General features: G+C 54.5%; 29 protein-coding genes. 18 read left to right on the top strand and 11 right to left on the bottom strand.

The window, feature by feature from the left end; translation table 11 throughout:
• The first annotated feature begins 23 nt into the window (after positions 1 to 23).
• The 8 genes from BQ7486_RS01470 to BQ7486_RS01435 all read left to right on the top strand — a co-directional run bounded on the left by BQ7486_RS01470 (position 24) and on the right by BQ7486_RS01435 (position 11,578).
• Positions 24 to 257: a phage holin family protein gene (locus BQ7486_RS01470; RefSeq protein ID WP_162272213.1), complete on the top strand. Its 234-nt coding sequence runs from the start codon at positions 24 to 26 to the stop codon at positions 255 to 257.
• Positions 254 to 631 (top strand): YcbK family protein, encoded by a 378-nt coding sequence (locus BQ7486_RS01465; protein ID WP_074008683.1) that lies wholly within the window; start codon positions 254 to 256, stop codon positions 629 to 631. The genes BQ7486_RS01470 and BQ7486_RS01465 overlap by 4 nt, the downstream gene beginning before the upstream one ends.
• Positions 628 to 876 (top strand): crAss001_48 related protein, encoded by a 249-nt coding sequence (locus BQ7486_RS01460; RefSeq protein ID WP_074008682.1) that lies wholly within the window; start codon positions 628 to 630, stop codon positions 874 to 876. Before BQ7486_RS01465 ends, BQ7486_RS01460 begins: the two co-directional genes overlap by 4 nt.
• Positions 873 to 1,286: a hypothetical protein gene (locus tag BQ7486_RS01455; protein WP_074008681.1), complete on the top strand. Its 414-nt coding sequence runs from the start codon at positions 873 to 875 to the stop codon at positions 1,284 to 1,286. The genes BQ7486_RS01460 and BQ7486_RS01455 overlap by 4 nt, the downstream gene beginning before the upstream one ends.
• Positions 1,287 to 1,333: 47 nt before the next feature.
• Entirely contained in the window at positions 1,334 to 2,110 is a 777-nt protein-coding gene (locus BQ7486_RS01450) for a hypothetical protein (protein ID WP_143182990.1), read from the top strand.
• A gap of 83 nt (positions 2,111 to 2,193) precedes the next feature.
• Positions 2,194 to 4,218 carry a hypothetical protein gene (locus BQ7486_RS01445; protein ID WP_143182989.1) on the top strand — a complete coding sequence of 675 codons (2,025 nt, stop codon included), beginning with the start codon at positions 2,194 to 2,196 and terminating at the stop codon, positions 4,216 to 4,218.
• A gap of 2 nt (positions 4,219 to 4,220) precedes the next feature.
• Positions 4,221 to 9,044, top strand: a complete 4,824-nt coding sequence (locus BQ7486_RS01440; RefSeq protein WP_074008678.1) for an LPD3 domain-containing protein — start codon at positions 4,221 to 4,223, stop codon at positions 9,042 to 9,044.
• Positions 9,041 to 11,578: a hypothetical protein gene (locus BQ7486_RS01435; protein WP_074008677.1), complete on the top strand. Its 2,538-nt coding sequence runs from the start codon at positions 9,041 to 9,043 to the stop codon at positions 11,576 to 11,578. The genes BQ7486_RS01440 and BQ7486_RS01435 overlap by 4 nt, the downstream gene beginning before the upstream one ends.
• 315 nt (positions 11,579 to 11,893) lie before the next feature.
• Here the strand turns inward: BQ7486_RS01435 and BQ7486_RS01430 are convergent, their stop codons facing one another.
• From BQ7486_RS01430 to BQ7486_RS01380, 11 genes are all read right to left on the bottom strand, one after another.
• Positions 11,894 to 12,109 carry a helix-turn-helix transcriptional regulator gene (locus tag BQ7486_RS01430; protein ID WP_074008676.1) on the bottom strand — a complete coding sequence of 72 codons (216 nt, stop codon included), beginning with the start codon at positions 12,107 to 12,109 and terminating at the stop codon, positions 11,894 to 11,896.
• A 10-nt stretch (positions 12,110 to 12,119) separates the two neighbouring features.
• Positions 12,120 to 12,935, bottom strand: coding sequence for a DUF2303 family protein (locus tag BQ7486_RS01425; RefSeq protein WP_074008675.1), 816 nt, complete (start codon positions 12,933 to 12,935; stop codon positions 12,120 to 12,122).
• Between the two features lie 9 nt (positions 12,936 to 12,944).
• On the bottom strand, positions 12,945 to 13,316 hold the full coding sequence (locus BQ7486_RS01420) for a hypothetical protein (protein WP_143182988.1): 372 nt from the start codon (positions 13,314 to 13,316) through the stop codon (positions 12,945 to 12,947).
• A gap of 94 nt (positions 13,317 to 13,410) precedes the next feature.
• The gene (locus BQ7486_RS01415) at positions 13,411 to 13,593 is read right to left on the bottom strand and encodes a hypothetical protein (RefSeq protein ID WP_143182987.1); all 183 of its coding nucleotides are present in this window, start codon (positions 13,591 to 13,593) and stop codon (positions 13,411 to 13,413) included.
• Between the two features lie 49 nt (positions 13,594 to 13,642).
• Complete coding sequence (locus BQ7486_RS01410) at positions 13,643 to 14,005, bottom strand: single-stranded DNA-binding protein (protein WP_084765528.1); 363 nt, start codon at positions 14,003 to 14,005, stop codon at positions 13,643 to 13,645.
• Positions 13,987 to 14,367: a hypothetical protein gene (locus BQ7486_RS01405; RefSeq protein ID WP_074008671.1), complete on the bottom strand. Its 381-nt coding sequence runs from the start codon at positions 14,365 to 14,367 to the stop codon at positions 13,987 to 13,989. Before BQ7486_RS01405 ends, BQ7486_RS01410 begins: the two co-directional genes overlap by 19 nt.
• On the bottom strand, positions 14,342 to 14,584 hold the full coding sequence (locus BQ7486_RS01400; RefSeq protein WP_074008670.1) for a hypothetical protein: 243 nt from the start codon (positions 14,582 to 14,584) through the stop codon (positions 14,342 to 14,344). The genes BQ7486_RS01405 and BQ7486_RS01400 overlap by 26 nt, the downstream gene beginning before the upstream one ends.
• A gap of 65 nt (positions 14,585 to 14,649) precedes the next feature.
• The gene (locus tag BQ7486_RS01395; RefSeq protein ID WP_074008734.1) at positions 14,650 to 15,621 is read right to left on the bottom strand and encodes a P63C domain-containing protein; all 972 of its coding nucleotides are present in this window, start codon (positions 15,619 to 15,621) and stop codon (positions 14,650 to 14,652) included.
• Positions 15,622 to 16,289: 668 nt separating this feature from the next.
• On the bottom strand, positions 16,290 to 16,535 hold the full coding sequence (locus tag BQ7486_RS01385; protein ID WP_074008668.1) for a hypothetical protein: 246 nt from the start codon (positions 16,533 to 16,535) through the stop codon (positions 16,290 to 16,292).
• 7 nt (positions 16,536 to 16,542) lie between these two features.
• Positions 16,543 to 16,680, bottom strand: a complete 138-nt coding sequence (locus BQ7486_RS11840) for a hypothetical protein (RefSeq protein WP_154666296.1) — start codon at positions 16,678 to 16,680, stop codon at positions 16,543 to 16,545.
• A gap of 178 nt (positions 16,681 to 16,858) precedes the next feature.
• A complete protein-coding gene (locus BQ7486_RS01380; RefSeq protein WP_074008667.1) occupies positions 16,859 to 17,473 on the bottom strand; it encodes a LexA family protein in 615 nt (204 codons plus the stop codon).
• 117 nt (positions 17,474 to 17,590) lie between these two features.
• On the opposite strand from BQ7486_RS01380, the gene BQ7486_RS01375 reads away from it, so the two are divergent.
• The 10 genes from BQ7486_RS01375 (at position 17,591) to BQ7486_RS01325 (ending at position 26,312) form a co-directional block, all read left to right on the top strand.
• Positions 17,591 to 17,791: a helix-turn-helix domain-containing protein gene (locus BQ7486_RS01375; RefSeq protein ID WP_074008666.1), complete on the top strand. Its 201-nt coding sequence runs from the start codon at positions 17,591 to 17,593 to the stop codon at positions 17,789 to 17,791.
• A 4-nt stretch (positions 17,792 to 17,795) separates the two neighbouring features.
• Positions 17,796 to 18,719 carry a helix-turn-helix domain-containing protein gene (locus BQ7486_RS01370; RefSeq protein ID WP_143182986.1) on the top strand — a complete coding sequence of 308 codons (924 nt, stop codon included), beginning with the start codon at positions 17,796 to 17,798 and terminating at the stop codon, positions 18,717 to 18,719.
• On the top strand, positions 18,712 to 18,867 hold the full coding sequence (locus BQ7486_RS11835; RefSeq protein WP_154666295.1) for a hypothetical protein: 156 nt from the start codon (positions 18,712 to 18,714) through the stop codon (positions 18,865 to 18,867). Before BQ7486_RS01370 ends, BQ7486_RS11835 begins: the two co-directional genes overlap by 8 nt.
• Before the next feature lie 459 nt (positions 18,868 to 19,326).
• Positions 19,327 to 19,914, top strand: a complete 588-nt coding sequence (locus BQ7486_RS01360) for a hypothetical protein (protein ID WP_074008663.1) — start codon at positions 19,327 to 19,329, stop codon at positions 19,912 to 19,914.
• Positions 19,905 to 20,294: a hypothetical protein gene (locus tag BQ7486_RS01355; protein WP_074008662.1), complete on the top strand. Its 390-nt coding sequence runs from the start codon at positions 19,905 to 19,907 to the stop codon at positions 20,292 to 20,294. The genes BQ7486_RS01360 and BQ7486_RS01355 overlap by 10 nt, the downstream gene beginning before the upstream one ends.
• Before the next feature lie 425 nt (positions 20,295 to 20,719).
• Positions 20,720 to 21,631 (top strand): haloacid dehalogenase-like hydrolase, encoded by a 912-nt coding sequence (locus tag BQ7486_RS01345; protein ID WP_074008660.1) that lies wholly within the window; start codon positions 20,720 to 20,722, stop codon positions 21,629 to 21,631.
• A gap of 227 nt (positions 21,632 to 21,858) precedes the next feature.
• Positions 21,859 to 22,485 carry a hypothetical protein gene (locus BQ7486_RS12080; protein WP_074008659.1) on the top strand — a complete coding sequence of 209 codons (627 nt, stop codon included), beginning with the start codon at positions 21,859 to 21,861 and terminating at the stop codon, positions 22,483 to 22,485.
• Positions 22,400 to 24,274 (top strand): phage terminase large subunit family protein, encoded by a 1,875-nt coding sequence (locus BQ7486_RS01335; RefSeq protein WP_074008658.1) that lies wholly within the window; start codon positions 22,400 to 22,402, stop codon positions 24,272 to 24,274. Before BQ7486_RS12080 ends, BQ7486_RS01335 begins: the two co-directional genes overlap by 86 nt.
• On the top strand, positions 24,268 to 24,807 hold the full coding sequence (locus BQ7486_RS01330; protein ID WP_074008657.1) for a hypothetical protein: 540 nt from the start codon (positions 24,268 to 24,270) through the stop codon (positions 24,805 to 24,807). Before BQ7486_RS01335 ends, BQ7486_RS01330 begins: the two co-directional genes overlap by 7 nt.
• Positions 24,804 to 26,312, top strand: a complete 1,509-nt coding sequence (locus BQ7486_RS01325) for a phage portal protein (RefSeq protein WP_074008656.1) — start codon at positions 24,804 to 24,806, stop codon at positions 26,310 to 26,312. The genes BQ7486_RS01330 and BQ7486_RS01325 overlap by 4 nt, the downstream gene beginning before the upstream one ends.
• Positions 26,313 to 26,327: the final 15 nt, after the last annotated feature.

Genomic DNA, 26,327 nt, shown 5'->3' with positions numbered 1-26,327 from the left:
TTTTTTCCTTCGCGGTGGGCGCTATGGCTCAGTGTCTGATGTATTTGAACTCGTTGGATAAAGCGAAACCATTCCTTTGGTGGGAATTCTTCGGGGCGGTAGCCTTGTCGGGATTCATTGGTTTTCTGATCTGTATGGCCGCGCACTCTTACGGTTTGCCGGACGAGGCCGCGGGGGCGCTTGCCGGGCTGGGTGGCATGATGGGAAAAGACGGCGTGAGCATCCTGAAAAGTTTTTTAGAAAGAGGCGGCCGATGAAATACGGTTTCTTTGACGAAAAGGAGTTGCAGAGTCCGAATGACCCGCATCAGTCTCCTTTCCCGCACGTCGTACGGGACGAGCTTTTGAATCTTTTGAACCGCATCCGCCGACAGTGGGGGAAGCCGGTTCTCGTTAATTCGGGATACCGAAGCCCAGAATACAACGCGACGATTCCCGGGGCCGTGTCTAATTCTTATCACACGAAAGGCATGGCGGCGGATATTCGACCGGATGATCCGCGGTTAATTCCTGAGTTTCAGGACTTGTGCCTGGAGCTCAATAAAGACGGCGGCGTCGGACTTTACGACGCGTTCGTCCATGTTGACGTGCGTGGTCATCACGCTTATTGGGACTACAGGAGTCGCAAATGATGGAGCTCAAAGACACTGCCGCGCTGATGTGTAGCGATGACTACAAAGATCGCTTCAAGGCGGAGTACCTGCAACTGAAAATTCGCCGGAAAAAACTTGGGGCGATGCTTGATAAATGGGATGCGGGGAAGCTGGACTTTACGCCGACGCTCTCTCGTGAGCTGTATGGTTTCCAGACCTATGTGATGGATGGGTATCTCGACGTTCTTCGCCGCCGCGCGAAACTCGAAGGGGTAGAGCTGTGAAAGATTACGTCTACATGGTGGCGGTCGTCCTGGCTTTTGGCACAGGAGCTTGGTTGACCTCTGCGCACTATGACCGGGAAATTGCCCTCATGGAGGCGGCGCAGTCTGATGCGCTACGTGCGGCGGAGAGAAAGAATGCAGAAGGACTTTCAAAAGCAACGGACACGATCAACCTGGCGCAGGCTGAGTACAACGATTTGCGTGCTGAGCTTGATCGTGCTCGCGCCCGGTTGCGCCACGCGGACGGTCACGGCTCCGCAGGCGGAGATTCCACAGACGCTCTTAGACGAAGAGTTACCGAGCTGGAAGGCTTGGTTCAAAGACTGGCTGACTCTGGTTCGGAATGCGGCCGACTTTATCAGCGCTGCGCCGCAAACCACGACGCCCTCGCCAAAGTAGTCCGTCCATAAAGCTCTGATCTTTCGGTTTACTCTCGGCGAAAATCCGGGAGTGCCGAATGCCTCAATATCTCCATCCAACCAAACAGACAAGCGAAGGATCTACACAATCCTCCGCGATTTCGTCGTCCGCAAACGCTTTCATGAGCGCAAAAGGTGCGGGCGGCTTCTCTCGATTTCAGCAAGGATTCAAGGTCGGTTACACGTCCGTGATGCAGATCGGCGAGACGTGGCTTGCCTATCGCGCTGCAAAGCAGGAAAAGGCGCTCATGAAAATGAATGCCGACTTAATGAATTTGCAGGCGCAGAGCTACGAGACGGCGGCAGACGACGTGATGGCCGGCGGTGAACGTCAGGCGGCGGCCATTGGGTATGAGGCCGGGCAGGCAAAGTCAACTACCAAAACCCGGCAGGCTGCAGCGGGCGTCCGCGTGGGCGGTTCTGGATCGGCAGCCGAAGTGCTGACCTCCATTGACATTGTGAAGGAAATGCAGGTGAATCAGGTGATGGCGAATGCCGTTGCTGAGTCCTGGGGCTACCGCCGTTCGGCTGTCGATTACAAGAATCAGGCACTTGCCTACCGTTCGGCCGCAAAGTCTATTACTCCATGGGCGGCTGCGCTGACCACTTTCAACAACTATGCGATGGACATTATGAATGGACAGATGGGCGGCTCACAGTCCGGTTCTGGCAAGTCCTCGTACAGCGGCGCAACCTTGAGCGATTTCAAGGATGTTTTCGGTGGCAGTTCCGGTAGCGGCGCTACGTCGTCTGGCTCATTCGGGGCTCAAGGATGGAGCCTCAAGATGCCTTCTAATTTCAGTTGGAGCAAGTAATGGGAACTATCACTGTGCCCGGTAATCCGTATCAGGGCGGCGTGACTCCGAACGCTGTAAGGGGGCTCGGGACGCTTCATGCTATGCCGGATTCCAAGTGGCGTACTGACAAACTCGTCGCCGGGGCTACTGATAAGATTGTCTCGGCTGTGGATAAGTGGCAGGCCGAAACCGACAAGACGCTCGTGCAGGACGCTATCAATCAGTCCAAGAGCGAACTCGAAGATTTGAAGTCGAATCCGGAAGAGGGTTGGGGCAATCTCACGGGCAGTAACGCCCTTAACCGTCCTGACGGGAAAAGTCTGTCGGAAGAGTATCTCGAAAAGGGACGCGCACTCTTCGCAAATCGCCGCGGTCAACTGAAGACAGATCGTCAGCGGAAGATGTATGACCTCTATTCGCAGGCGGCCTATCAGCAGTTGGGGGCAGAACTTCAATCCCATATGGTGAAGCAACAGGCGGTATTCGAGAAGGCGACGCACGCGGCGACTTTCAATACTGCGACGAATGACGTTTTGAACGGTGTCCAGTCCGGCGATATGGACAGGGCGAACTCAGGCTACGCCGTTGCAATGTCTGAACTGCAGTGGCAGGCTGACAAGTCTGGCCTTCCGGTTGATGTGACGAAACTGATGGACACCGTTAACTCGAACGCTATCGGTATTTTCATTGAGGGCAAGAACCTTGCGGCGGCTCGTGCGTGGCTGAAGGCGCACAAAGACGATATGAGCGCTGTGCAGGTCGCTAAAAGCGAAAAACTCATCAAGGCCGGTCAGCAGAAACAGGACATTGAGTACCTGGTGGAAAAGGTGCTCGCGACTTCTGGAAGCGATTCGGACATTCTGAAGGCGACGCACGAGGCCACAAAGGGCACTGATGCCGACGTTCGGCAGGGCGTTACGGTGAAGGTTCGGCAGGCGCTGGCGGCGCGTGAATGGGAAAAGCGCACGGAAGCGTCTGATCTTGTTAATACGGCCTACAAGGCGCTAGACAACAATGAAGAGTTGCCGGTTACGCTACTGCAGCGTTTGGACGAACTTGATCCAGAAAAGGCGGCAAAGGTGCGGGATGCTCAGGCGTCCCGAAATCTTTGGGGCTTGGATAGCGCCGGAGTGATGGATTTCGTGAACTCCGCCCGAACGAAAGAAGCAAAAGCTCTTGGGGTAAAAATTCTGAAGGAACGCGAGTCTGATCCTATCGGTGTCGCGATGGCTACGAATCAGTACGGCATCACCCCGCTCAATTGGCAGAACACAGATGAGCTGAAAGCGCAACTTCAGAAGCGCGTGGAAATGGCGGACGCGATGGCGAAGGATTGGCAGGTGCCGCAACGCCTTTTCTCTAAGCAGGAGGCCGCAGGACTGGTGACGCTTCTTGATAGCTCGCCGATTGAAACCCGTGTAGCACTTTTGAAAACGATTGCTGACACGGCGGGTCCGGACGGGATTCGTATGGTGTCAGGGCAACTGAAGGGAAACAGCAACAAGTACGCTATAGCGATGGCGGGGTTTGACATTGTTCCAGGCGACGGCGGCATTACTTCCGGAGAAATGTACCTGCGAGGGCTGCAGCTCATCGCCGAAAAGCAGGTCAAAGATGATCCGGCAGTGGAAACCGGCAATGTGGCACGGCTTTACGCAACTATCAATCCGGACAACGATGGGACGCAGGGGCTGTTTAAGTCGGACGCGGCCCGGGCCGATACGGTGGAATTGGCGCGCGGCATTTTGGCTTATCAGCAATGGGCGGGCTCCGGGAACATCGAAGACGCCATAGCTGCGGCAGTCGGTGGCGATGTTGAAACGTACAACGGCAAGAAAGCCGTGATGCCGAAGGGGATTAAGTCGTCAGCCATTTACTCAGAAGACTTGGGCGATCTCGTAGAGACTCAGGCGCAAGAAGTCAAAAAAGCCCGTGGCACGTTCTACGTCAGCGGTTTAGCGATGACCGGCGAAGAGTTGGCCGCAAAAATGCCGAAACTCGCCTTGCAGACTGAAAAGGTGAACTCAGACGGCAGTGTGACCTACAGCCTGATGCTTAACGGGGAATCAGTGTTTGGTGACGACGGCTCCCTTTATAAGTTCGATTTAGTGAAGACGAAGGAATAACAATGCTGTTTTCTGAAATCTATACCCCGGCCTCTCAGCAACCGCAGATGAGCGAAGAGCAGATGCGGCAGGCGAGAATCAACCGCTGGGGCACGGATGCCGTTGGCCCTCGTGATGCGTTCTCGGAGGATTATTCGGATAAGTTCAATACCGTTTTGTCGCCTGATGAGGAAGAAAAATATCAGGCATGGGCGACAGAGAATCACCGCGAAAAGGACGTTTACGACTACGACTTGCGCGGTGCCTGGAGAGAGCTGCAGTCCGGCACGATGTCTGAGGATGAGCGCGGTCACTTGGGCGATAAATACAAAAAGCCGAATCATCCGACTTTCTCGGATCAGTCGATTTACAGCGGTCAGGACGGTGTGGCGGGGGGTGTATGGTCTCGGAATGCTGAAGGGACGGACGTTTACACCCCGGGGCGGAAACTGTCGTCGGTTGAGGCAGATCGACTGCGCCGTTACTTCCTGCGCAATGAGCCCGGCGTCATGCTCGATCTGAAGGACAAGGTGTTTGAGGAACGTCCGCTTCCGGGCGTCAATATGCCTCTCGGCGTCTTCTCAGGGCTTGGCGATACGTGGAAGGGCATTCCCGCTGCGGTGCTACAGACGGCGAGCTCCGCTATCACGGCTTTTAAGAACACCGGGGCCGATGTTCTCTCCCGTATGGGCAGGGACGAAACCCGCGCCTGGTGGGAGGGGCAAAAGGCGGTCATGGATCAGGCCGCCCGGGATATTCGCGATTACAACAAGGTTCACTTTGAGGTCGATCCCGAAACGATGGGTACGGCTTCTCAGATTGTCTACGGGCTTTTCAAGACGCTTCCGAAGGCAATTGGTTACGGTTTGGCGGGCGGCGTCGCCGGCGGCGCACTGGCTTTCGGCGCTGACGTGGGCATCGATGAGACGAATCGCCTGATGGATGAGGGCGTAGACCGCGACACGGCTATCAATGCCGGCCTGGTGTCGTTCGGGATGAACGCAATAGGTATGCGGCTTCCGGCGGTTCTCGGTGCGAGTCGCGGTATGTCCATGGCGTACGGCGCTGCGGCGAATGCCGGGACGAATGTGGCCGAAGTCGAGGGTATCAAATTCATCCTCGAACATCAGGATTACAACCAACTGGCTCAGCAGTACGACTTGAACGGCGTGGACTTGGCGGTAAGCGCGGTTATGGGTGCGGCCTTCGGCGGGGCGTTTTGGCGCAGTCCTGAACAGATTCGAACGCAGAAGTATCAGGATGCGGCCCGTCTTGTCTACGAGGATCAGCGGACGGCTCTTTTCAACAAAGGACAGAGTCAGTTCAACTTCGAGCAAGCCGGGACGCAGGCGGCGATTAACTCCCTGGCCGTCGTGGCGCTCGCGAAGCGTTTGGGGATTGAGCCGGACAAGGTGCGGGACTTCTCGGCAAAGATCGTATGGTCGGAGGACGGGAAGTCTGCGGAGGTACCGAAGGAAGCCTTCAGTATGCCGGTGACCCAGGGGCAGAACTGGCAATACGGAGATCGTGCAGCGAAGAACCCAGATTACAGGGTAAGGGTAACGCGCATAGAGAGCGACGGTTCTGCGGTTCCGGATAACAAGGGGCTGGCTCAACTTATCAAGCCGTATCGCGGTGATAACGCAGTTCCGTTGGATAATGAAGTTACCGGGTGGCGTTTCACTATTGGCGCCGATGATTCTGATGAGATCGTTCACGGTATTTCCCGTTTAAAGCGCGGTACCGAAAGCCGGGCGGCTAACGCAGTAGTTTTGAAAAATCTCCCTGAAGTGGTGAAGCACGCTTTCCCTGCGGAAAGTTACCGAGACATAAAAGCGTCTCAGGGGGTTAAATCCGCGGACAAAACCCTGCGCGGAATGCACCGGTTCTACTCTCCGGTGGTTGTCGACGGAAAAGAGTTTCTTGTCAAAATCACTGTAAAAGATCGGATTTCGGACGGCGGGAAAGGAAGCAAAGATCGACTGGCGGCTTATCAAATTACCGGGATAGAAACAGAAAAGGCTCAACCGATTGTTGAGCCCTCTGTCCGCGGCGGCGATGCTTCGGCGGGGGGAAGCCCTTCAGAGGTTTTGCGCTCCGACGATTCATCCCCAAATGATCCTATTGCATCGCGTTATACCGAGGATGAAATCACTGTACGCGATATGTTGACGGGTGTCAAGCGCGATGGGGATGTTGTTTACAAAAAGGAAACAGGTGCGGACGGCAAAGAATCCTGGGTGAAGGATGAGGATAAGCGTTCTCGTTTCTTCGTGGATGAGCCGAACGAGTGGGCTTATGCCGAAGATGGCGGCTATTGGCGTAACCCGGCAGACCCTGCGTTCGATATGGAGTTCAATCAGATCATCGGCGAAATCCGCGGTTCCTTCAACCCGCAGACGAACACTATCAAACTCACGCCGAATGCGAATCTTTCCACGTTCTCGCACGAACACTCGCACTGGTACCTGACGAATCTCTTTGCGCACGCGGCCGACAAAAACCTTTCCCCGGAAGCGCGGGCCGACATTGACGCCTTGATGAAGGCATTCGGTCTCAAGTCCGTTGAGGAATACAACGCCCTGCCTTTCGAGAAGAAAGTCAAGCTGCAGGAGCAGTACGCGGCTTGGACGGAACGCTATCTCGCTGAAGGTGAGGTGCCGGCAGTGTATCTGAAAGGGATGTTCCGCAACTTTGCCCGGTGGCTAATGGATATGTACCGTGACCTCGTGGGCGAAGGTTCCGGCGACGATGCGGCCAAGAAGGAAATCGGCGAACGCTACAAGGCGCAGTTCGGCGAAGAACTTCCGGAACTTTCTCAGGAAGTCCGTCGGGTGCTTGATCGAATGTACGACGCAGAAAACAAAATGGCGTCCTTCCGGTCGAATTCCAAGCAAGTGACGGCGGCTCGTGTCATTCAAGCTCAGCGTACGAATAATCAAAAGGTTACGGCTCCCCTGCAGAATGGTTCGGCTCCTGACCACTTCATGGCGGGGATTCGCGCTCAGCAGCAGGCGGCTCAGGCGATGAACTCCGGCGAACGGGTGGATGTTTCTCAGACGATGAAGAACGTCCCGGTGAACGATGCAACGGTTCGTCAGGCACAGAATGCTTTCGCGAAGTCCTTCCAGATGGGGGACGCTGGGACGATAGTAGTGCTTCAGAACCGTGACCGTACGGGCGCAGTGTCTGTCGGACAGATGAACGCCATTGCCACGGCTCCGGACTACACGCGACTTTCCGTCTCCCGCACGACGGACTCCGGTGCTCCGATTGTGTCCTTTGGGTCGTTGCCTGATTCTCGGTATCTCGGAAACACGGAAACCGTGGCCGACGGCAGCCACAAAATCCCGATGACCTACGCCGTGGTTGAGGCGGATTCGGTGCTCCGCTCCAATAACTTCGACGGGACGCCTGTTCAGGGATACGGAACTGATCCTTCCCGGATGCACGCGATAGCTGGTAACGGGCGCATGGCGGGGCTCTCTGAAGCCTATAACCGTGGAACGGCTGAGCAATATCGACAGGACTTGATGGCCGATGCGCATTCCGTGGGGATCAATCCGGAAGTGGTGGCAGGGATGCAGCGCCCAGTACTGGTGCGCATCATGCCGCCGGAAGCTGTGACGACGGGATTTGTCGAGCGCTCGAATTCTTCGAACGTCTTGGAAAAGTCGGCTCTCGAAACGGCGGTGCAGGATTCGCCGCGGATCCGTAACAATGTTTGGAAGTATCAGTTCGATGAGGATGGTGCGCCGACTCCGGAGACGGTGCGGCTGTTCACGATTGACATTGGTGAACCGAATTCTCTCGGGAAGCTCCTTACGGCAGACGGGCGGCCGACAGAGACCGCGACGAATCGACTCCGTGCGGCTGTCTTCTATGAAGCATATCGAGACCGGACGTTGACGGCCCTGGTGGCGGACGATACCGATAAGCAGGGTATCAAGCGCATTTTGAACGCGATGGCGGCTTTCGCGCCTCACGTTATCAACATCCGAGAAGCCTCGAACGGCTCGGTTGACCTGGGCCCGATTTTGGTGGACGTGGTGAACCGCATCCGTAACGCGAAGATCGAAGGGACGCCGCTTGAAAGCATTGTCGGTCAGGGTGACGTGTTCGGCGATAACCCGGCGGTGCAGCAACTTTTAGGCTTCATTGCCGAGAATCAGAACTCGGCTGCGGCCATTGCTCGGGTGCTTGAACCTTTCGCGGCTGCGGTGGAAAACCGACTGAAGTCGTCCGGCAACGGCCCCCAGGGCGGTTTGTTTGGTGAGGCAGAAAACGTCTCGACAGACCTTGCCGATGTTATGGGTATCTTCCGTGATACGCAAAATCGCTTGATTGACGAAGGCAATGCAGCGATGCGCGAGAAAGGGGCTACTGAAGGATTCCGTGAGGCTTTGCCGGCAGTGGATGTGGCGGCGATGCGCAATACCCTGCAAGCGATGCAGCAGGCAGAAAAGCCGGCCGAAAACGTGGTGAAGTCGGTCGTAGAGACTGTGGCCGAAGATGCCGGAGTTGCGTCAGAACCTCCGCCCGATATTCCGCCGGACGCAGGATTGGACGCTGAGGCGAAAGCAGTGTCTGAACTTGAAGCGCATCAGGCTCACGAACTCGAAGGACTATCCGAAGAAAATTCCGAACGTGTGCAGGTTGAGGATTTGGCTGCGCTTAATCCTGATTTTATCTATAAATTCAAGGATGAAAATGGCATTGAACACCAAAAGACGGCTGCGGAGATTTTGGCGGATGAAGCCTCGATTGATAAGCAGGCGGATACGGATATGGCTGGATTGGCAACGGCCGCAATGTGCATCATCAGAAACAACGGGATTCCGGCATGAAACAAGAATGTAAGGACTTGATCGGGCAGACGCTCGGTCGCAAAGAAGGCACAATCAGCGACGAAGAAGGCGAACAGATTATCGCGGCCTTCGAGTCCAAAATGAACACGCTTTCCAAACGCAAAGATTTTCGGGAACGCTGGGGCTCAATGACTCAGGCGGAACGCATTCAGGCCGCCGGTGGTGAGCTGGCGAAGGATTTACAGGAGCAGGCTCGGCAAAAGAAGGCTGCGCGTTATAAGCAGGTTCTCGCACAAAACCGCTCGCTGAGAGAATTGGATCGCCTTGCGCGGGAAGAGGACATTCACGCTCACGCGGGCGTCGCAAAACTGATGCTCGGTGTTGAACGCGCTGCAAAAGGCATTCAAAACGAGTACCTGACTTCGATGCTCGATACGCTTAACGGCATTCGCCCGAAATGGCTTGGTTTTATGGAAAACGCCGAAGATGCTCACGATTTCGCACATGAGGTCTATGGTGAAGACACAAAGAACGCCCGTGCGAAGGCCGCGGCTGAGGCATGGGCAAAGACGGCGAAGGATATGCGGGGCCGTGCCTTACATGCAGGTGCAAGGATTGGTCTTATTGACTATGGCTATATTCCGCAGTCGCACGATTGGGCAAAAGTCCGAAATAAAAAAGGCGGCGGGAAGAATGCTTGGATTGATGAGGTGTTCCCGCTTATGGACAGAACCCGCTATAAGCAGGACAACGGTCAGCGGATGACCGACAGTCAGTTGCGGGACTTCCTTGGTGAGGCATGGGAAGACATTGTGACTTCCGGACATAACGCAGACAATTTGTGGGATGCCTTGGAAACTCCGGTAGAGCCTAGCCTGGTAGGCTACAAAAAATATCCGCACCGAGAGTTGCATTTCAAGGATGCGGATTCGTATCTGCAGTACGAGGCGAAGTACGGTCAGGGCAGTTTGACGAGTACGCTTATCGGGCATGTTTCCAAGATGAGTCACGACATAGCGATGATGGAGGGATTCGGGCCGCAAGCGGAGACGACGTTCAAATTCCTTAAAGAAATTGCCGACGCTCAGGCTTTGGACGCCCGGCGTGAGAAAAGCAGTTGGGAACTCCTTACGAAATATTCAGATCACCACGGTCTGACGCGTGTTACGTTGGATGAAATGTGGCGCGTGCTTTCCGGTGAGGCAAGCGCGATGGCCGTCAACTCCGAACCTGCGGTGCGGTTTCTGTCCGGATGGCGAAATCTCGAAGTTGCCGGCAAATTGGGAAAAGCGTTTATTTCGTCCTTCTCAGATATTGCGACGTACTTTGTGGCTACCGGCTTCAGTCGCTTGGATTTTGGACAAGGAATGCGGCTCCTCTTCTCGGCCTACGGCTCCGACTGGAAAGACTATGCGAATCGTTGCGGCCTCATTGCTGACAGTATCTCATCCGACTTCATTCGGTGGGGTAGCGACAATCTGGGACAAGGGTGGACGGCCAAACTGGCGAATGCCTCAATGAGGGCTTCTTTCCTGACGGCGTGGACTGATGCGGTGCGCCGAGCGTTCAACCTCAATATGCTGGCGTCTCTCGGTAAATTCATTGAGAAAGATTGGTCGGCGTTGGATGATTATGATCGGGCGCGACTTCAGGACGGCGGTATTGGAGAGGCCGAATGGCGGCTGATGCAGGAGGCCGGGACAGAAGAATTCAAGGGCGTGAAGTTCCTGTCGTATAAGCGGCTGAAGGAAATTTCTTCGGATCCGAAGAGGATGATCGTTGACGAGAACGCTGAATCTCTTGCGAGTAAGGTCATCGGCTTTATCCTCAATGAAGGAGAAATGGCTTCCCTCGGTCCTGACTTGATCACTCGGACGGAAGCAAGTCGCGGTAATAAGCGAGGAACAATGTCGGGCGAGTTGTGGCGTGCTGCGATGCTCTTCAAGTCGTTTCCTTTGGCAATGATGGAAAAGCACTGGCGGCGGGCGCAGTTCTTAAATCACCACGGCGGCCGAGTGGATCAACTTGGGTACCTGGCGGCGATGGTAGTATCGACGACGGTCATGGGGGCATTGTCCCTTCAGATTCAAGACTTGCTTAATGGTAAGGATGCAGAAGATGTTACCTCCGGAAAATTCTGGGCGGCTGCGCTGACAAAGGGTGGCGGCTTAGGTTTCCTTGGGGACTGGATTGTGAACGGACTCTCAGATGATTCTCGTTACGGTGCAATGTCTGGCGCGGCTAACATTCTTGGTCCTCAGCTTGGTTCGGTGATTGAGGCTTCGGACGCGGCGTTTGCTTGGGCTCGTGCACCTATCTACGACAAGGACACAAAACCTGGTGCGAAAACTGTGCGTTCAATCCGCTCGCACCTTCCGTTCCTCAATATGTGGTACACGTCAACGGCGATTGACCGCGCCTTTATGAACGAGTTCAATGAGTGGATGTCGCCGGGATACCTGTCGCGGATGGAAAAGAAGCTGCGCCGTGGGACTGGACAGGACTACTGGTTGCCGCTTGACAGTCTCATGCCGACGCGTGCTCCTCGTATGGCGGATCAGCCGGAGAGATAAAATTGAACCCCGGGTACCTTGCGGCGCTCGGGGTTCCGTGTCTCAGGCGCTCTTGGCGCTCAGGACATCTAGTGAGGAGTTTACGCTTTTTCTGCATGACTAGGGAAAAAACTAGGGAAGATTTTTGGAGCCGCCATACACGCCTTTATTCATGCGGGTTTTTGGCCCAGTTAGATCCGAACTCCTTAATATTTATTGATGTTATTTGCGTATCCCGTCTCTATTGGGAGCAATATTGGGAGCAATGTTTCATTTACTGGAATTATGATAAAAAAAACGCCCAGGAGTCACCTCCTGAGCGTTGTAGATCGGGTACTAATTAGTACCGGCCGCCCATTTTGCGACTTCGCTGGCACGCCAGCGAACTGTCCTCGGCGTGATCGCTATGGGTTTGGGGAAGCCGGGGATGTTCTTTACGGCTTTCCAAAGTGACGACACTCCGATGTTTAATGCTGCGGCGACCTGACGGGCATCAAGCATCAAAACGCCCAGTGCATCTGGCGGCGGCGGAAGCTGCTTACGTTTGCACATCTCTGACTCCTTATGCTTTCAGGTAGACCGGTATGCCGTCAGCAGACAGGTCTTTCTTCAGTGTCTCCGTGATCTCCTTTCGGAGCGCTTCAATCAGCTGGTCAATGTCGCGGAGCTCCAGCGTGAAGATGAGCTTCACGGAGTCTTCGATCCGGTAGCGCATTGCGACCTTGAGCTGATACGTCCAGTCGTGGCCTTCCAGGGGCTTCACCTGGATGTAGAACTCGCGGGGAATCGTCAGGTTCTGCGTGCCGGCATCTTCCTCGGTGTAGGTGAGCTGGACGCGGCCGTTGTCCAGATTCACGCTCTTTTTGAACTCCACCTTGCGGATGTCGGAGAGTGTTGACGCGAAGGTCATCACCTCGGCGGCCGATGGTGCGGTCGTGCCTTCCGGCCGGACGATGTCCTGCAGGTGTCTGTCAAGAAACACGCAGAGGTTGAGCTGATTGATCTTCTCCTGATCAATCATCCTCCAGTCGCTGAATGCCTTGGTGAGTACCGGGGAGAGCGTGGCCCGGTGGTCTCTCCACGAGCTTTGGCCGGCAGCTCCGTCATCGATGATGACCTCGGCCATCGGCGCATTGGAAGCGGGCCATGTGGCCGACACGTAGACGGCCGTGTTCTTCTGGCCGTGACGGCGGATGTATTCCGTGAAGCTCGCAGCATCTGCAAGCGTCACAAGGCGTTCATCGTGCACGGGCCGCGGCAGCAACTTCTCGCAGGACGATGCTTCGTAGTCCTTGTGACCGACGATGAACGGGACGCCCTTGACCTCCAGCATAAAGGGGCGGCGCTCGGCAGCGGTGTCAATCATTTCCTTTTCCATTTTCTTCTCCTACTTCAATTTCTCAAACTTGCCGGCCGCGGCATTGGCCGGTTCTTTCACTTCAACTTTTGTAAAACTGAGCTTGCCCTGTCGCGGGTTGTCAGCACTCAGGCGGCCGTCTTCACATGCAAAAAGAATCGTCTCGCCGGAGGAGAGCTTCGGCAGCTTGACGGACACGTCGTCCGTGATGATCACGTTGTCACTTGATGACTTCGTGGCCGGCTTCACGGTGAGCTTGATGGTCACCGTTGCGGCCTTGCCGCGTTCGGTGACGGCCTGTGTGGCATCACGGATTGCGTCCTCAATGTCGCAGCAGAGCAAGCCGTTGCGAATCAGTTCCAAAGAAAATTGCTGGTCCATTTCTATCCCCAAATCAGCCATCCAAGAAAAAGTCCCGGGCCGAAGATCAGCACGGCCGCGATACAGATCGTCAGGCAGAGCTCTGTCAGCCCGAAGGTTTCGTCATCGTCTCGAATCACACATACCTCTCAATGGCTTTGAGCCAAATCTTCAGATCTGCCCGTAGCCCTTCCGCGTACTCGTTAAGCGTCTCCCGGGAAATCACGCTGCGCTGGCATTCGTCCAGTGCGATCATGTAGGTCAGCAGTTGCGGCATCAGGTACTCCTTGGCAACAGCCACGTCGACAAGGCTGACCATGTGTGCGATGCGGAGCCATTGCACGTAGTACTGCTTTTGATAGGGCTTTTTAAGCAGCTTCCTGGCTTCCTTCACTACGTCCCTCAGTAACATCAATTTCTCCTCTGAAATCCAACATGTCGGCGATGACCTCGGTGATCCATTTCTCAACACCGTCTCTTCCCTGGTAGCGCCGGGTGCGTAAGCGTCCCTCGGCATGTACCTGGTTCCCTTTGTGTATTCCCTGCTGCGCGATGTCGGCGAGATCTCCGAACGCAAGCACCGTGTGGTAGTTCCTTTCAACATTGCCGTTGCGCATGGGGGTTTCAGTCAGCAGTTGCAGGCGCGTCGCCTGGATAACTCCATCGCCGCCCTTGCGGTACTGCGGCGTGTGAACCACCTGTCCCACAAGAATCACTTTTTGGTAGGACATACGTGCTTCCCCATGGACTTGCGCCAGCTGAATTGCTTCTTCCAGTCGCTGCTCACAACCGGTGTGAGCTTCCCACCGGTAATGTTCTGAAGCATCAGATTCCGGATTTCGTCGTATTGGGCCTTCGTGAGGTTCACAAGGTATCGGTCAGCGCCGTAACCGGGACAGACGATCACAAACCATCTGTCGTCTTCCGGAGCGCCGCTGTCAGCTGCATGCAACTTGATCGTGGTGCCGTCTGCCTCGCTGTCGAAAGCCTGACAGGCAAGATCCGGCCTGAACTGTGGCTTCTCAGCCTGCCACGGGGCGTAGTCGCGGATGATCGCCTTGATGTGCTCAGGCGTTGCTATCAAGCGTGTCATTGGCGGCTTCCTCCTGCATTTGACTGTCGCGTTGCCGGCACTTTTTGATGATCAGTTTTTTCAAGTCTTCGACTGCTTGGGCGAGTTGCGGCATGACAAACTCCAGCGCGGCCGCATCGGCGTAATCGGCATGGCCGAGTCGGACTTTGGCCGAGATCGCCTGGATGCCGACGCAGTAACGGCTCAGCTGTTCGTTTTGTTCGGATGTCCATAACATTCCATTTCCTGATGGATAAAAAAAGGCCCCCGATTGCTCGGAGGCCTTGGTTGAAAAGGTAAGAATTATTTTTCTTTGGCGGAGCCCTCAAAATCAAGGCTCATTTGACCGCCAAAGCGCTCGACGATCTTTTTCTCATATTCCTCACGCGTCTTAGATGACTCAGCCATTTCTAAAACTCGCCCCAGCTGGAATCTCAGAGCCTTTGTTCCAATATCACTAAGAAATTGAAACAGCTTTTTATTGTTCTCGCCCGTCTCATGCTTTTGGTTGCGCAAGAGTTTTAATACCCGTCCGTTACTTTTTGCCAGAGGGGTGTATACGTGATCAATAGTTAACACTTTAAATTTCCAGGGCCAGCCACGCTCCGGCATCTGTATTTGGTACAAACGAGTCCACTCGCCATACAACTCCACAGGAAACTCGCTCTCATATCGTTTCGCTTCTTCTTGAACAAATCGCTTGAAAGCTATGAGGAACTGTTCTTTGGTCGAGTTCATCCCGACAATCTTATAGACCAGTTCTCGTATGCCGGATTTTGCGCAAGCGGTCGTAATGACGGAGGCATGTTTTGCGATCTCGTGTTGACTGGTCTTGAGAGCGCCTTCGATTTCAGCCTTATTTACGGCTTTGCAGATATCAATCAGAATGGTTACGTCGTAGCCATTAACCTCAACTTCAGGCCCATCAAGAGATGATTGAAAAACAAGCGGTTTTTGTATTTTTTCGATAAGTTCAGGCCCAAGGTACTGGCTAATGCTTTTCCCTTTTGTGAAGGATATAAAGCGAGAGCCGCCGGCTGTGACACTGAACCCTAGTGCCGCAGCCATGCCACGTTGACTGATCACCGGCGTTCTGTCATCGTTGTTAAGAACGTAGCACTCAACATCAAAACCAAAGTCTTCTTTGAAATTTCCTTTGTACAGAGCTTTTAAATGGCGAAACTGTGCAGCTTTGCGGGCTATGTCTTTGCGTTCTTCCGCTGATAGGTTTTTCGCTCTTGCCTGGCCGCCTTTTGATTGTTTGCTTTCAGTCATTTTGTTTCTCGTAACTCGAATCAATACGCGGATGATAGCAGGTAGAACAAAAAATGTTTTGCTTGCTAAAAAATGATGTTTTGGCGAAAGCTTAAGCGTGCAGAAACCTCCAGTGGGTCCGATGCCCGGGCTTTGTTAGCCCCACCCGTAAACTTCGTTCACAATGAAACTGAAAGGGGATCTCTTATTTTCTGAAGTTAGCTGCATTGTCAGGGAAACGATGAGTTGATCCCCGGAGCGAAAGCTGATTTCACGATTCGACACCTTCTTCATGAATTTGTTGTCCTGGATACTGACTTGCAGATGGCTTCCGCCACATATCACAGTCCATTTTTCCCCTGGGGTAAAGCATACGGTTTCGATTTCCACAATCGCGTTAGCTGTGAACATAAAACCCTCACAAAAAAAGCCCACATCAGCGCTCGTTGCCAAGCGCTGAAATTGGCCTTCTCGAAGACTCAGGCGTGTTGTCGCCCCGCGGCCCCGAAGGCTGGGTCTTCGCTGCTCACCGGGCTGCGTGAGCTCAACTCGCGTACATGCAGTGCCCGCTGCATATCTAATCGGTCAGGAGCAAAAGCTGCTCTTTAACCGGCCCCCGCATTAAACAAACATTGAAAATTCAGGTCTCAGACTTGCTGAGTGGTTGACAGGGGCCGGTTAAAAAGGCTTCAGTTAACCTTGAGAAGCTCCGAGAGCGGCTGCCACTTTGTCCAAAGAGCGCCGTGAAAGAGCATGTTGCCGTCACGGAACTTGCGTGCCTTGCGGTCATACCGGGCCACAATGACATCGTCTGTGGTGAGGCACGGTCGCACGAGGTAGAGCTGATTCTTGCGGTCATCCTCTGCCGGCCGCGTGTCCGGATCGTCTGACTGGAAGATGATCCAGTTGAGCTTTTCTTCAACGATTTCCTTCATGGCTGCCTCATGCAAAGAGTTGACCAACGAGAAGGGCGGCGTAGATGCCGGCCATCACGCGCATGACGGGAAGCCAGAACGCGGCCGAAGTGTCTTCGCGGCCGGCGCGGCGGATGTTTTCGTGAAGGATGTCGAGAGAGGTCATTATGTAATTCCTTACGGCATAAGCAGTAATAAAACTGCATTTGATGAACGATAGTATTACATCAATTGGCGAACCTCTGTGATCCAATTTAACATCTTTTGATGTACGTCAAAAGATAAAGACATGGAATAGGGACAAAAAATCCCCCGTTGCGGGGGATTACTGGGAGGCGAGTTGGTTAGTGTCCGAGCTGCTTAATCACCTGAATGGCGACTCCCTTGATCTCCAACTCCTTGTAATCTTCGCTGGAAATGGTTGGGTAGTCAGGGTTCAGGGGGATAAGTTCGAAGCCCGACTTGCCGCGGCTGCGATACTTCCGGAACACGGGTTCTCCATCGGCCACAGCGACAACGTAGGACGACGGGGTGGGTTTGATCTCCGGGTCGACAATGACGATATCGGTTTTTTCAAACCCCGGAGACATCGAGTTGTCTTCGATTTTCAGCGCAAAGGCCGAATCTGATGCAGTGTTTGAAGTCACAATAAAGACCTCCTTTGAATCACTTGGATTTTCTGGGTCTCCCAGTGATTCCCAAGGAATCAGGGGGAGTCTTCGAAATCCAGAGGAGATCAAAGGCTGCATCGCAGGTTCGTCGGCGGTGTCAAAGTAGCCAGGGGCCAAACCTAATTTAAGTTCTAGCGCCCGTGCAAGTCGTTCGCCTATCCGCCTTCGGCCCGTAGAGATGTCAGAGATTTGACTGGGGGAACGGCCGACCATATTGGCGAGTTCACTCGGCGGTGTAACGACGAGCAGCCGTTTTAAGTTGTTTGCTCTGATGTCGTAAATGCTCATGATCGGGCCTCTGAACTAACGTAGCTAGGACATTGTTCATTTTTTCGTCTTTTGATGTACAAATCAAAAGCTGTTGCTGTAATATCTCTTTTCATCAATAGACGAAAAGAGGGCTAAATGGAACTTAGCGATTACTGGCATTCGCTGCCTCTGGCCGAGAAGGAGAGATTCGCCAAAGACTGTGGCGTCTCCAAGGGCCACATGTCGAATGTCGTTTATGGCTTCCGGAAGGCGAGTGCTGAGCTGGCGATCAAAATCGAGAAACGCTCACGAGGCCTTGTGCGACGCGAGAAGGTCGCACCACACGTTGAATGGTGATGTCGTGTCAGAAAAAGGGTGCCTGAACCCGTTTAATACACAGCGGGCTATTTTCAATGACACCAGGCTCTCCAGCTCGGAGACGCTTGTGGCGTTAGCTGTGCTCGCAAAACGTTTTTCAAAGTCTGGTGAATGTAAGCCAAAGGTCGCCGAACTTGTCCACATGACAAGGTTGTCAGAGCGAACAGTCAGGTCAGCCGTTGGAACTTTAGCGGCGAAAAACGTTCTCAGAGTCGTCAGAACAGGGCAGGCAAACGAATACGAATTTATCGAAGCTGATGTCGCGGAAAGAGGTGCTATTGCTGCAGGTCAGAGAGGTGCAATGGTTGCAGGCCGTGAGTCATCAGAGGTGCAACAGTTGCAGGTCAGGGGTGCAACAGTTGCAGGTCGCTCCTTAAATATAGATAAACAAAGTTTTAACAAAGAAAACCCCTCCCACGCACGCACGAGCGCGCACGCGCGTGAGGCGGACATCGCGCCCTGGGAGGAAGAACCCGAACTTCCTGATCCCGAAACGCTTCCCGACACCGAGCTGCAGTCCACTGCCTCCTGGGAGGACCTACAGGAAGCAGACGCTCTGATGCAGGCTGAGGCTTTGAAAAACCCAACACGGCATCTTCAGAAAAACTGTCCGTACGTTGCTTTAAAGGACCTTTACCACGCGGTGCTGCCTGAGCTTGAGCCGGTACGTATTGACACCGAGAGACGCAAGCGTGACGTTCAGGAGCTTTGGCGTGAGGTTGTCAAGCGGCAGGAGTGCAGAACCGTGGCTGACGGACTTCTCCAGTTCCGGCGCTATTTCGAGAAAGTAAGGCGGTCAAGGATTTTCGAGCAGGCAGTGAAAAGCGATCTGCCGTGGCAGGTCGACTTCTCATGGCTGATGACATCAAAGACATTCGTCAAGTTTGTGGAGGGTGGATATGACTGAGCTTGTTTGCTTCCTGATCGGGGCCGCGGCCGGCGCGGTGATCGGGCTTTGGATGACGTCCCTGCCGGTGAAGGGGGATAAGGAAAAAGAGCCTGAGCTCTTTCCCTCGGTGCCGACGTACTGGAGGAAACATGGAAGCCGTGTTTGAGATTGTCGGAGTCCTGTCTCTGGGCGTTGTCAGCGCTCTCCTTGGGGCGGGGGCTGCCTCAGACAGTGATGGCGCGCGTGAGGGCAGCCTGTATAGGACGCTGTCAGCGATCTCTGCGTGGGGTTGCGAACTACTTGCCATTGGGTTTCTGTTGCGGGGCTTTTGGCTCGTGGTGTGGGTTTACGGGAAGTAAGGAGGCTGACGGATGGGATACAGCGCAAAAGACGTAAGGACATTTTTGGAAGGGCAGCCGAATGGGCTCAAATGCCCGTTTTGTGGACGAAGTGTCGGCCTGATTGTGGCCGCAGATCGTCCATTCACGTACCTGATCTGCACCAGTTGTGGCTGCCAACAAAAGTTTGATTCTCGAATTCTGTGCAGGCGGCTACCAGAGTTCATGAATTCGGCCGATCGGCTCAAAAAGCTAAACACGGGCGATGTAAGTAAGGGAATTAAGGCATGAGCGATGTTTTTGAAAAGACGAAGAAAGAGGTAGCCGATGCCGGCAAAGCTCAGGAGAGTCGCGGACGGTACATGTGTTGCTACAGCGGGTGTCCGAACATTGGGCTTGACTTCGCCGGCTATGCAGACGGCCTGCCGCGCTACAAGTGCATCTTTCATGCCGAGTGCCATGAGCCGAAGTGCATCCCGCTCGTGAGCAAAATCAGCCGCTGGCAACCGATCCTGGCGTTGAATGACGCGATTAAGACGATTTTGGCGTGGCCTCTTGGTGAGGAAGCAAAGAAAACGGCCTTGCTGTTGCCGGGTCTGGCTGAGCGGGCGCTCTTCCTGGAGGAATTCTCTGCCGAGGAGCTGCGGCGCGGCCCGGCGGAACCTCTCCAGGCGTATGCGAACCGGATGCAAAAGCTCATGGCCAAGTTTGTGAACATCAAGGCGCAGAAGCTCGCGGTAAAGAATGGGATTCTGACGGAGATCACGCGGGAGACGCCTCGGGGCGTCGGTGTGGCGAATGCGCAGCGGGTGCTTGACATCCTCGCCGGTAAGGTCATCTATGAGCCGGCAGAGGAGGAGAAAAAATGCGCCTGAGATGGGTGATGCGGCGTTTGCGCGAGTGGGCGGCCTGGATTGACTCTGAGGGGCAGATCAAGTCGCCGGCACTGGACGGGATGCCGGTGGCGGCCGCCAATGCCGAGGCGTGGATTCCGAAGGACTACCGGCTTGCGCGGGAGGTGCATGCGGCGCTGCGGAAGCTCTCGCCGGATGACCGGGTGACAATCGTGCTTGTGTACGTCACTGGGCCCCGGTCGAACAAGGTGCTTCTGACCGATATTGCGGATTGGTGTGACCTGGATGTTGAGGTGTTGCGCAAAAGAGTCACGAGAGCGGAGTACAAAGTGGCTGAAGCCCTTGATACTGCTCGCATGCGCCGGGATGCGGCTAACGATGCCGCTAAGGCGGCCGCTTGACGGTTTGTCCGGTAAATGGTACATTTTCGCTAGAATTTGGTGCTACGTGTAGGTAGTGCCAGTCGAGAGAGTCAAAAACCCGTTGCGAAAGCGCGGGTTTTTTCGTATCCGGAACCCTGTTGACGGAGGTGGTGATGGCGTACTGGCTACTGGCCGTTCTTGCGGTAGCAGCGCTCTTGGGTTTCGTTGCCACATTCCTTTCGTTCTTATGGTTTCTAAAGCAGCTGGTTGTGATTAAGTTGGCTTTGAGGACGCAGCACCGAGTACCTGCTAAGTACACTGGCGGAGCGTCGGAATTCCCGCGCTTGAGTCAGTTTCCAGAGGCCTCAGCTCCGGCAAGGGCTGAGGCCTCTCCCTGAATATAATTTTTGCTGCGGCGGATGCGCTGATTAGACTGTCGGTACGGGAACAATTTCGGAGATTCTATGTCTGATGTAATCGCGACAATTTGGGATTTTGATAAGACGCTGATCAGCGGCTACATGCAGGACCCGATGTTTAACGAATACAGAATTGATCCTGTCGGCTTTTGGGATGAGAACGAAAAACTAATTGCTGAGTGCAAAAAGGGTGACTGTTTTGTAAATGCCGACACTTTTTACCTGAATCTGATGCTTCGTTACGTGAGAGACAGGCGATTGCAAGGATTGTCAAACGAAAAACTCAAAAGTTACGGCAAGGAGCAAAAGTTTTACGAAGGTGCGATTGATCTTCTTCGGGAGATTAAAAACTTGACGACACAGAAGCCATACTCCGAGTATGGAATCAAGTTTGAGAACTACATCGTCAGCACAGGGCTGCGCAAGGTAATTGAGGGCACCGTCATAGCGCCTTACGTTGAAAAAATCTGGGGATGTGATTTTCTTGAAAATGCTGGTGGAGAGATCGAGGAAATCGCTTACAGCATCGATAATACAACGAAAACAAGGGCACTTTTTGAGATCAATAAAGGTGTTGGTATTGCTGAATACAAAAACAGCAAAATTGACGTGAATACAAAGATCGATGAAGCCGAGCGGCGGGTTCAGTTCGTCAACATGATTTATGTCGCTGATGGCCCCAGTGACGTGCCGGCATTCTCGGTAATCAATCAAAAAGGCGGTGCAACATTTGCTGTCTATCCCGAGGGTGATGAAAAGGCCATGAGTCAGGTTGAGGATATGAGACGCGACGGACGTGTGCAAATGTATGCCGAGGCCGATTATCGTAAGGGAAAAACGGCGTATATGTGGATTATGCAAAGGCTCAAAGGGCAGGCCCAAAAGCTTATTGATGCTAAACAGGCCGAAATTGATAAGTACAAGCCCGGCACACCAAGGCATTTGATTGAGAAATAAAAAAGAGCTCGCTTCGGCGGGCTTTTTTATTGATTGAATTTCGCTACCTTAGGCTCGTTTCATCTCCCGAGCGAGCCGGGGTCTTGGGGCGGCTTCGGCTGCCTCTTTTTTATTCCTGAAGCCGGGCGGCACTCGCGTGAGCGGGTCCTTCCCGGCCTCAAACCGATGCGGCGGCGAAGCGCCCGAAAATTCACTACTCACCAGCGCCCCAAGGGGGTTGACACGGTATGCAGCCACTGACACTTGAACAGATTGGTAACCATCTCGGCATCAGCAAACAGGCGGTTGCCAAAGTGCTTTCCAAGTTGCAGATCGATTGGCGGGAAAAGACGCTTGATGAAGTCCGCCTTGCTTACTGCGCCCGACTGAGGGAAGTAGCGGCCGGGCAGGCCTCGATTGACGGCGAGTACGACCTCAACAAGGAACGCGCGATGACCGAGCGCGTTGACCGCGAGCTCAAGACGCTGCAGCTGGCGGAGAAGCGGCGACAGCTTGTCAACATCGGCGAGCTGATGACCGAGCTGGAGAACGTCTTCACGGCATTTCGCCAGGAGCTTCTGGCGCGCGATGACAAACTGAAATTGGAGCTTGACACCCTGTACGGAACAGACATCGATGTCACGATTTTGAATGAACACACCTACAACGCTCTTCACCATCTGTCCGGATACCTCGCCGGCAATTCAGGAAATCCTGAAGAAGCTCGCGCAGGTAATTCGGCCTCCGGAGAAGATGGGAACCACGGAGTGGGCGGAAGCCTTCCGGGGAATGAGCGCGAAGTCAACGGCAACGCCGGGCAAGTACAACGCGGGTCTGACGCCGTGGATCAGGGGGATTCACGCAGCGCTGGATGATCCGGCAGTCCGCAGAGTGGTTGCTCAGAAGTCTGCACAGGTGGCGTGGACTGACGGCGTGCTCCTTAACTACATCGGCAGGCGCATTGATATTGATCCCTGCCCGATGATTGTGATGTTTGCCAAAGAAGGCGGAGCCAAGGAGTTCAACGACGAAAAGCTCACGCCCATGATTGAGGCTACTCCGCACCTGATGGAGAAAATCCCGATTGCGTCCAGACGCGACAAGAACAACCGATGGAATTTCAAGGGATTCCCCGGCGGCTTCCTGAAACTCGTAGGTTCCAACTCACCGTCCTCGGTGAAGTCGACGCCGGCCCCGGTGGTCTGTGTGGAAGAGCCGGACGACTGCAACACGAACATTAAAGAGCAGGGTGACACGATCACGCTGCTTATTGAACGAACAAAAACATTCGCCAGAAGTAAGGTGATTTACGGCGGCACTCCGACGGTCGAAGGATTCTCGGCCGTGGAGCAGGCCTACAAGACGTCTGACAAACGAAAGTTCTTTGTTCCTTGCCCAGACTGCGGTCAGGAAAGCGTTTTGTCCTGGGACAACGTGAAGTGGAACGAAGATCCCAACATCAACCATGAGGTGTACGGACATGCGGTGCTTGATTCAGCTTATTACGTGTGCCCTCATTGCGGGACCGTTTGGGATGACGCAAAGAAAAACCGTGCCGTGCGACAGGGCGTGTGGCGTGCCACCGCACCGTTTAACGACACAGCGGGCTTTTACATCAACGAGATCTACAGTCCGTTTCCCGGATCTCGCTTCCGGAATCTGGTGGATAAGTACCTGACGGCCAAACATGCGCTTGATCAGGGTGACGACTCCAAGATGCGCAGTTTCTTTAACTCGCAGCTTGGGCTTCCTTATGCGTTTAAGAGCGGACTTCCGGAACCGGATGTACTGGCTGAGCGCGTTGAGGATTACGACGAACTCACGGTGCCCGAGGTCGGCTGTGTGCTGACGGCGGGCGTGGACGTTCAGCATGACCGCCTGGCGGTCATCATCCGGGCGTGGGGCCCGGGCGAAGAGTCCTGGCTTTTGTACTGGGGCGAAATCTCCGGTAAGACCATGCTTCCGGAAAAAGGGGCATGGCCTGATCTGGATGCTCTCCTGTCGAGAAAGTTCGCCGGACCGAACGGGACGCAGCTGCGTATCCGTGCAGTTTCCATTGACTCTTCAGACGGGCAGACAAGTGATGCCGTTTACACCTTTGTTAGAAAGCGAATGGCCCGTGGCTTCATGGCGATCAAAGGCTCTTCTGTCAACGATGACAGTAAGGAGATTTTCACAACGCCGAAACCTTCTGTTGATCTCAACGGCCAACAGAAGTCCGTGAAGTTCGGCCTGAAGCCTTTTATTGTCGGCACATCCAGAGCAAAGGACATTCTTCTCGGTGTGGATGCCAATGCCGGCCGCATCAAGCTCGAAGGACGCGGCCCCGGACGTATGCACTGGTACAAGGGGGTGCGTCCCGACTACTGGGAGCAGATCACCAGTGAAGTGAAGGCTCCGGCGAGTCACAGCGCCCGGCGGGTATGGCAGAAAAAGTCAGGCGTGCGCAATGAGGCGCTTGACTGTGAGGTCTACGCACTTCATGCCGCACGTTCGCTGAAACTTCATCTGTGGTCTCCGGCACGGTGGGATCAGGAAAAGAGTACACAGCTGCAGATGGATTTGTTGTCGACGGAAGCGCCGAAGAAGCCTAAAGAAAAGAAAGAGGCTCCGGTAGCGCGTGACGACTTCTTCAATGCCTTTAACGGGAACAACTCATGGTAGAGAGACTTATTGCCGGGGACAGCCGGGAGTGGGTGGTGAATGTCAAAGAGCATTTTCAGTGCCTGCATCCGGATGCCGAACCAACGGCTTTCATCCGGACGGCTGCCGGTTGCCTGGTAAAGGTGCCGGCGAAAAGACGCAGCGATACGGTGCGCATTGAGCTTTCTCCGGAAGCGTCAGAGAAGCTGCCGGAAGGGGAGTCCATCCTCCTGATGCAGATGACCTACGGGGATTCGTACCGGAAAACGGTTGCGCTGCGGGATTTTCGTGTGATTGCAGCCATGACCGACAAGGGCTTTGACCACCGGACTGAAGCGCAAAAATGTTTAGCTCAGGCAAAGGCGGCTCTTGCTGATTACACAAAAGGTGGTTCCCGCGTCAAAAGCTACACCATCGGTACGCGAAATCTCACGTACAACAGCGCAAAAGAGCTGATGGACCTGGTCGAGTACTGGGAAAAACAGGTGTACCTCGAATGCTGCAGGCGGCGTGGTGTTGATCCGCGTCGGATGCATGTGGAATTTGTGTTATGAAACTGTTCAATTATTTTCGGACGCTGGCCCGAAGGCAGAAAATCGGTGAGTACGTTGAGCGTCAGTACGCTGCAGCCGCGGGCGGCCGTCTCACCAGTGACTGGATGGCCGGAGGGTCGAGTGAAGACACAGAGCTTGCCGGCAGCCTTGAGACGATGCGCAACCGCAGTCGGCAAATGATCCGTGACAATCCTCACGCGGCAAACTTGCAACGCATCATTGAGGACAACGTCGTGGGGACCGGAATCGGGCTGCAGTGTCTGGTGACTGGAGCTGACGGAAAGCCGGACGCGGCCATCAATGACCGTATTGAAGCGGCTTGGGCTGAATGGTCGGATCGCAATACCTGCCATACGGCGGGACTTCTGTCTCTCACAGATCTCCTGCGGGTGGCCGTGGGCGGCGTGTTCTCTGACGGCGAAGCCCTGGTACGGATCGTTCCCAAGGCTTTCGGCGGAGGCCGTATTCCGTTTGCGCTTGATCTCATTGAGCCGGATCTGCTGCTTGATCAGGCGAGCGGTACTTTTCAGACCCGACAGGGTTCAACGGTGCGGCTTGGTGTTGAGGTGAACGAGTGGCACCGGCCTCTGGCCTACTGGATGCGGACAACACATCCAGGGGACACGACGTTTCTGAGCAGTCCGGCTGCGGCCACGATTCGACGCATCGCGGCTGATGAGATCCTTCACATGTACATCGTGAAGCGCTGGCCGCAAACCCGAGGTGTGCCGTGGATGCACATGGCGCTTCGGAAGATGAGGGATATGGGCGGCTACACCGAGTCCGAACTCGTCGCGGCAAGGGCGGCGGCCAACATCGTCGGTTTTGTGAAGCAGGGGATTGACGTCTGTGGTGCAGAAGGTACCGAAGAGATCATCAAGAGAGCACGCGAGCAGCCGATTGTGAAGAGCTCTCCAGGGCTTTTCCAGCGATTACTCCCTGGTGAAAGCTTTGAGGGATTCTCTCCGAGTCGCCCCAATGCCAACCTTGACCCTTTCATGCGCTACATGCTGCGCGAAGTGGCGGCCGGTGTCGGCGTCTCCTATGAGGCTTTGAGCCGGGATTACAGCCAGAGCAACTACTCCAGCAGTCGTTTGGCGCTTTTAAACGAGCGGGATCTCTGGCGTGTGCTGCAGGGGTGGCTGATCCGCAACTACCTGACGCCGATTTACCGGAGGTGGCTCGATGCGGCCGTTCTTTCCGGAGCGGTGGATATCCCGGACTACTTCAACAACAAGTCACGGTATCAGGAAGTGCGCTTTAAGCCGCGCGGCTGGTCTTGGGTTGATCCGGCGAAGGAAGTTCAGGCCTATGCGCTTGCTGTCCAGCATGGCTTCATGAGCCGAAGTGATGTGATCGCGGCGATCGGAAACGGTCAGGACCGCGAGGACGTGGATAAGGCAATTCAGAGCGACCGCGAGCGTGCGGCCGAACTAGGGCTCAACTTTGATCAGCCGGTGAAGATAAAGCCGGAAGAAGAGAAGAAGGAAAAGGCCGACGAGTGATCGTCGGTTTTTTAT

It is taken from the genome of Duodenibacillus massiliensis (genome assembly GCF_900128485.1).
Classification (GTDB): domain Bacteria; phylum Pseudomonadota; class Gammaproteobacteria; order Burkholderiales; family Burkholderiaceae_F; genus Duodenibacillus; species Duodenibacillus massiliensis.
This window is presented reverse-complemented; position numbering and strand designations above follow the sequence as displayed.

Coding starts and splice junctions, on each gene's coding strand:
- BQ7486_RS01470 (WP_162272213.1), top strand. CDS start 24: ATGGCTCAGTGTCTGATGTATTTGAACTCGTTGGATAAAGCGAAACCA.
- BQ7486_RS01465 (WP_074008683.1), top strand. CDS start 254: ATGAAATACGGTTTCTTTGACGAAAAGGAGTTGCAGAGTCCGAATGAC.
- BQ7486_RS01460 (WP_074008682.1), top strand. CDS start 628: ATGATGGAGCTCAAAGACACTGCCGCGCTGATGTGTAGCGATGACTAC.
- BQ7486_RS01450 (WP_143182990.1), top strand. CDS start 1,334: ATGCCTCAATATCTCCATCCAACCAAACAGACAAGCGAAGGATCTACA.
- BQ7486_RS01445 (WP_143182989.1), top strand. CDS start 2,194: ATGCCGGATTCCAAGTGGCGTACTGACAAACTCGTCGCCGGGGCTACT.
- BQ7486_RS01440 (WP_074008678.1), top strand. CDS start 4,221: ATGCTGTTTTCTGAAATCTATACCCCGGCCTCTCAGCAACCGCAGATG.
- BQ7486_RS01435 (WP_074008677.1), top strand. CDS start 9,041: ATGAAACAAGAATGTAAGGACTTGATCGGGCAGACGCTCGGTCGCAAA.
- BQ7486_RS01430 (WP_074008676.1), bottom strand. CDS start 12,109: ATGTGCAAACGTAAGCAGCTTCCGCCGCCGCCAGATGCACTGGGCGTT.
- BQ7486_RS01425 (WP_074008675.1), bottom strand. CDS start 12,935: ATGGAAAAGGAAATGATTGACACCGCTGCCGAGCGCCGCCCCTTTATG.
- BQ7486_RS01420 (WP_143182988.1), bottom strand. CDS start 13,316: ATGGCTGATTTGGGGATAGAAATGGACCAGCAATTTTCTTTGGAACTG.
- BQ7486_RS01415 (WP_143182987.1), bottom strand. CDS start 13,593: ATGGTCAGCCTTGTCGACGTGGCTGTTGCCAAGGAGTACCTGATGCCG.
- BQ7486_RS01410 (WP_084765528.1), bottom strand. CDS start 14,005: ATGTCCTACCAAAAAGTGATTCTTGTGGGACAGGTGGTTCACACGCCG.
- BQ7486_RS01405 (WP_074008671.1), bottom strand. CDS start 14,367: ATGACACGCTTGATAGCAACGCCTGAGCACATCAAGGCGATCATCCGC.
- BQ7486_RS01400 (WP_074008670.1), bottom strand. CDS start 14,584: ATGTTATGGACATCCGAACAAAACGAACAGCTGAGCCGTTACTGCGTC.
- BQ7486_RS01395 (WP_074008734.1), bottom strand. CDS start 15,621: ATGACTGAAAGCAAACAATCAAAAGGCGGCCAGGCAAGAGCGAAAAAC.
- BQ7486_RS01385 (WP_074008668.1), bottom strand. CDS start 16,535: ATGAAGGAAATCGTTGAAGAAAAGCTCAACTGGATCATCTTCCAGTCA.
- BQ7486_RS11840 (WP_154666296.1), bottom strand. CDS start 16,680: ATGACCTCTCTCGACATCCTTCACGAAAACATCCGCCGCGCCGGCCGC.
- BQ7486_RS01380 (WP_074008667.1), bottom strand. CDS start 17,473: ATGAGCATTTACGACATCAGAGCAAACAACTTAAAACGGCTGCTCGTC.
- BQ7486_RS01375 (WP_074008666.1), top strand. CDS start 17,591: ATGGAACTTAGCGATTACTGGCATTCGCTGCCTCTGGCCGAGAAGGAG.
- BQ7486_RS11835 (WP_154666295.1), top strand. CDS start 18,712: ATGACTGAGCTTGTTTGCTTCCTGATCGGGGCCGCGGCCGGCGCGGTG.
- BQ7486_RS01360 (WP_074008663.1), top strand. CDS start 19,327: ATGAGCGATGTTTTTGAAAAGACGAAGAAAGAGGTAGCCGATGCCGGC.
- BQ7486_RS01355 (WP_074008662.1), top strand. CDS start 19,905: ATGCGCCTGAGATGGGTGATGCGGCGTTTGCGCGAGTGGGCGGCCTGG.
- BQ7486_RS01345 (WP_074008660.1), top strand. CDS start 20,720: ATGTCTGATGTAATCGCGACAATTTGGGATTTTGATAAGACGCTGATC.
- BQ7486_RS12080 (WP_074008659.1), top strand. CDS start 21,859: ATGCAGCCACTGACACTTGAACAGATTGGTAACCATCTCGGCATCAGC.
- BQ7486_RS01335 (WP_074008658.1), top strand. CDS start 22,400: ATGAGCGCGAAGTCAACGGCAACGCCGGGCAAGTACAACGCGGGTCTG.
- BQ7486_RS01330 (WP_074008657.1), top strand. CDS start 24,268: ATGGTAGAGAGACTTATTGCCGGGGACAGCCGGGAGTGGGTGGTGAAT.
- BQ7486_RS01325 (WP_074008656.1), top strand. CDS start 24,804: ATGAAACTGTTCAATTATTTTCGGACGCTGGCCCGAAGGCAGAAAATC.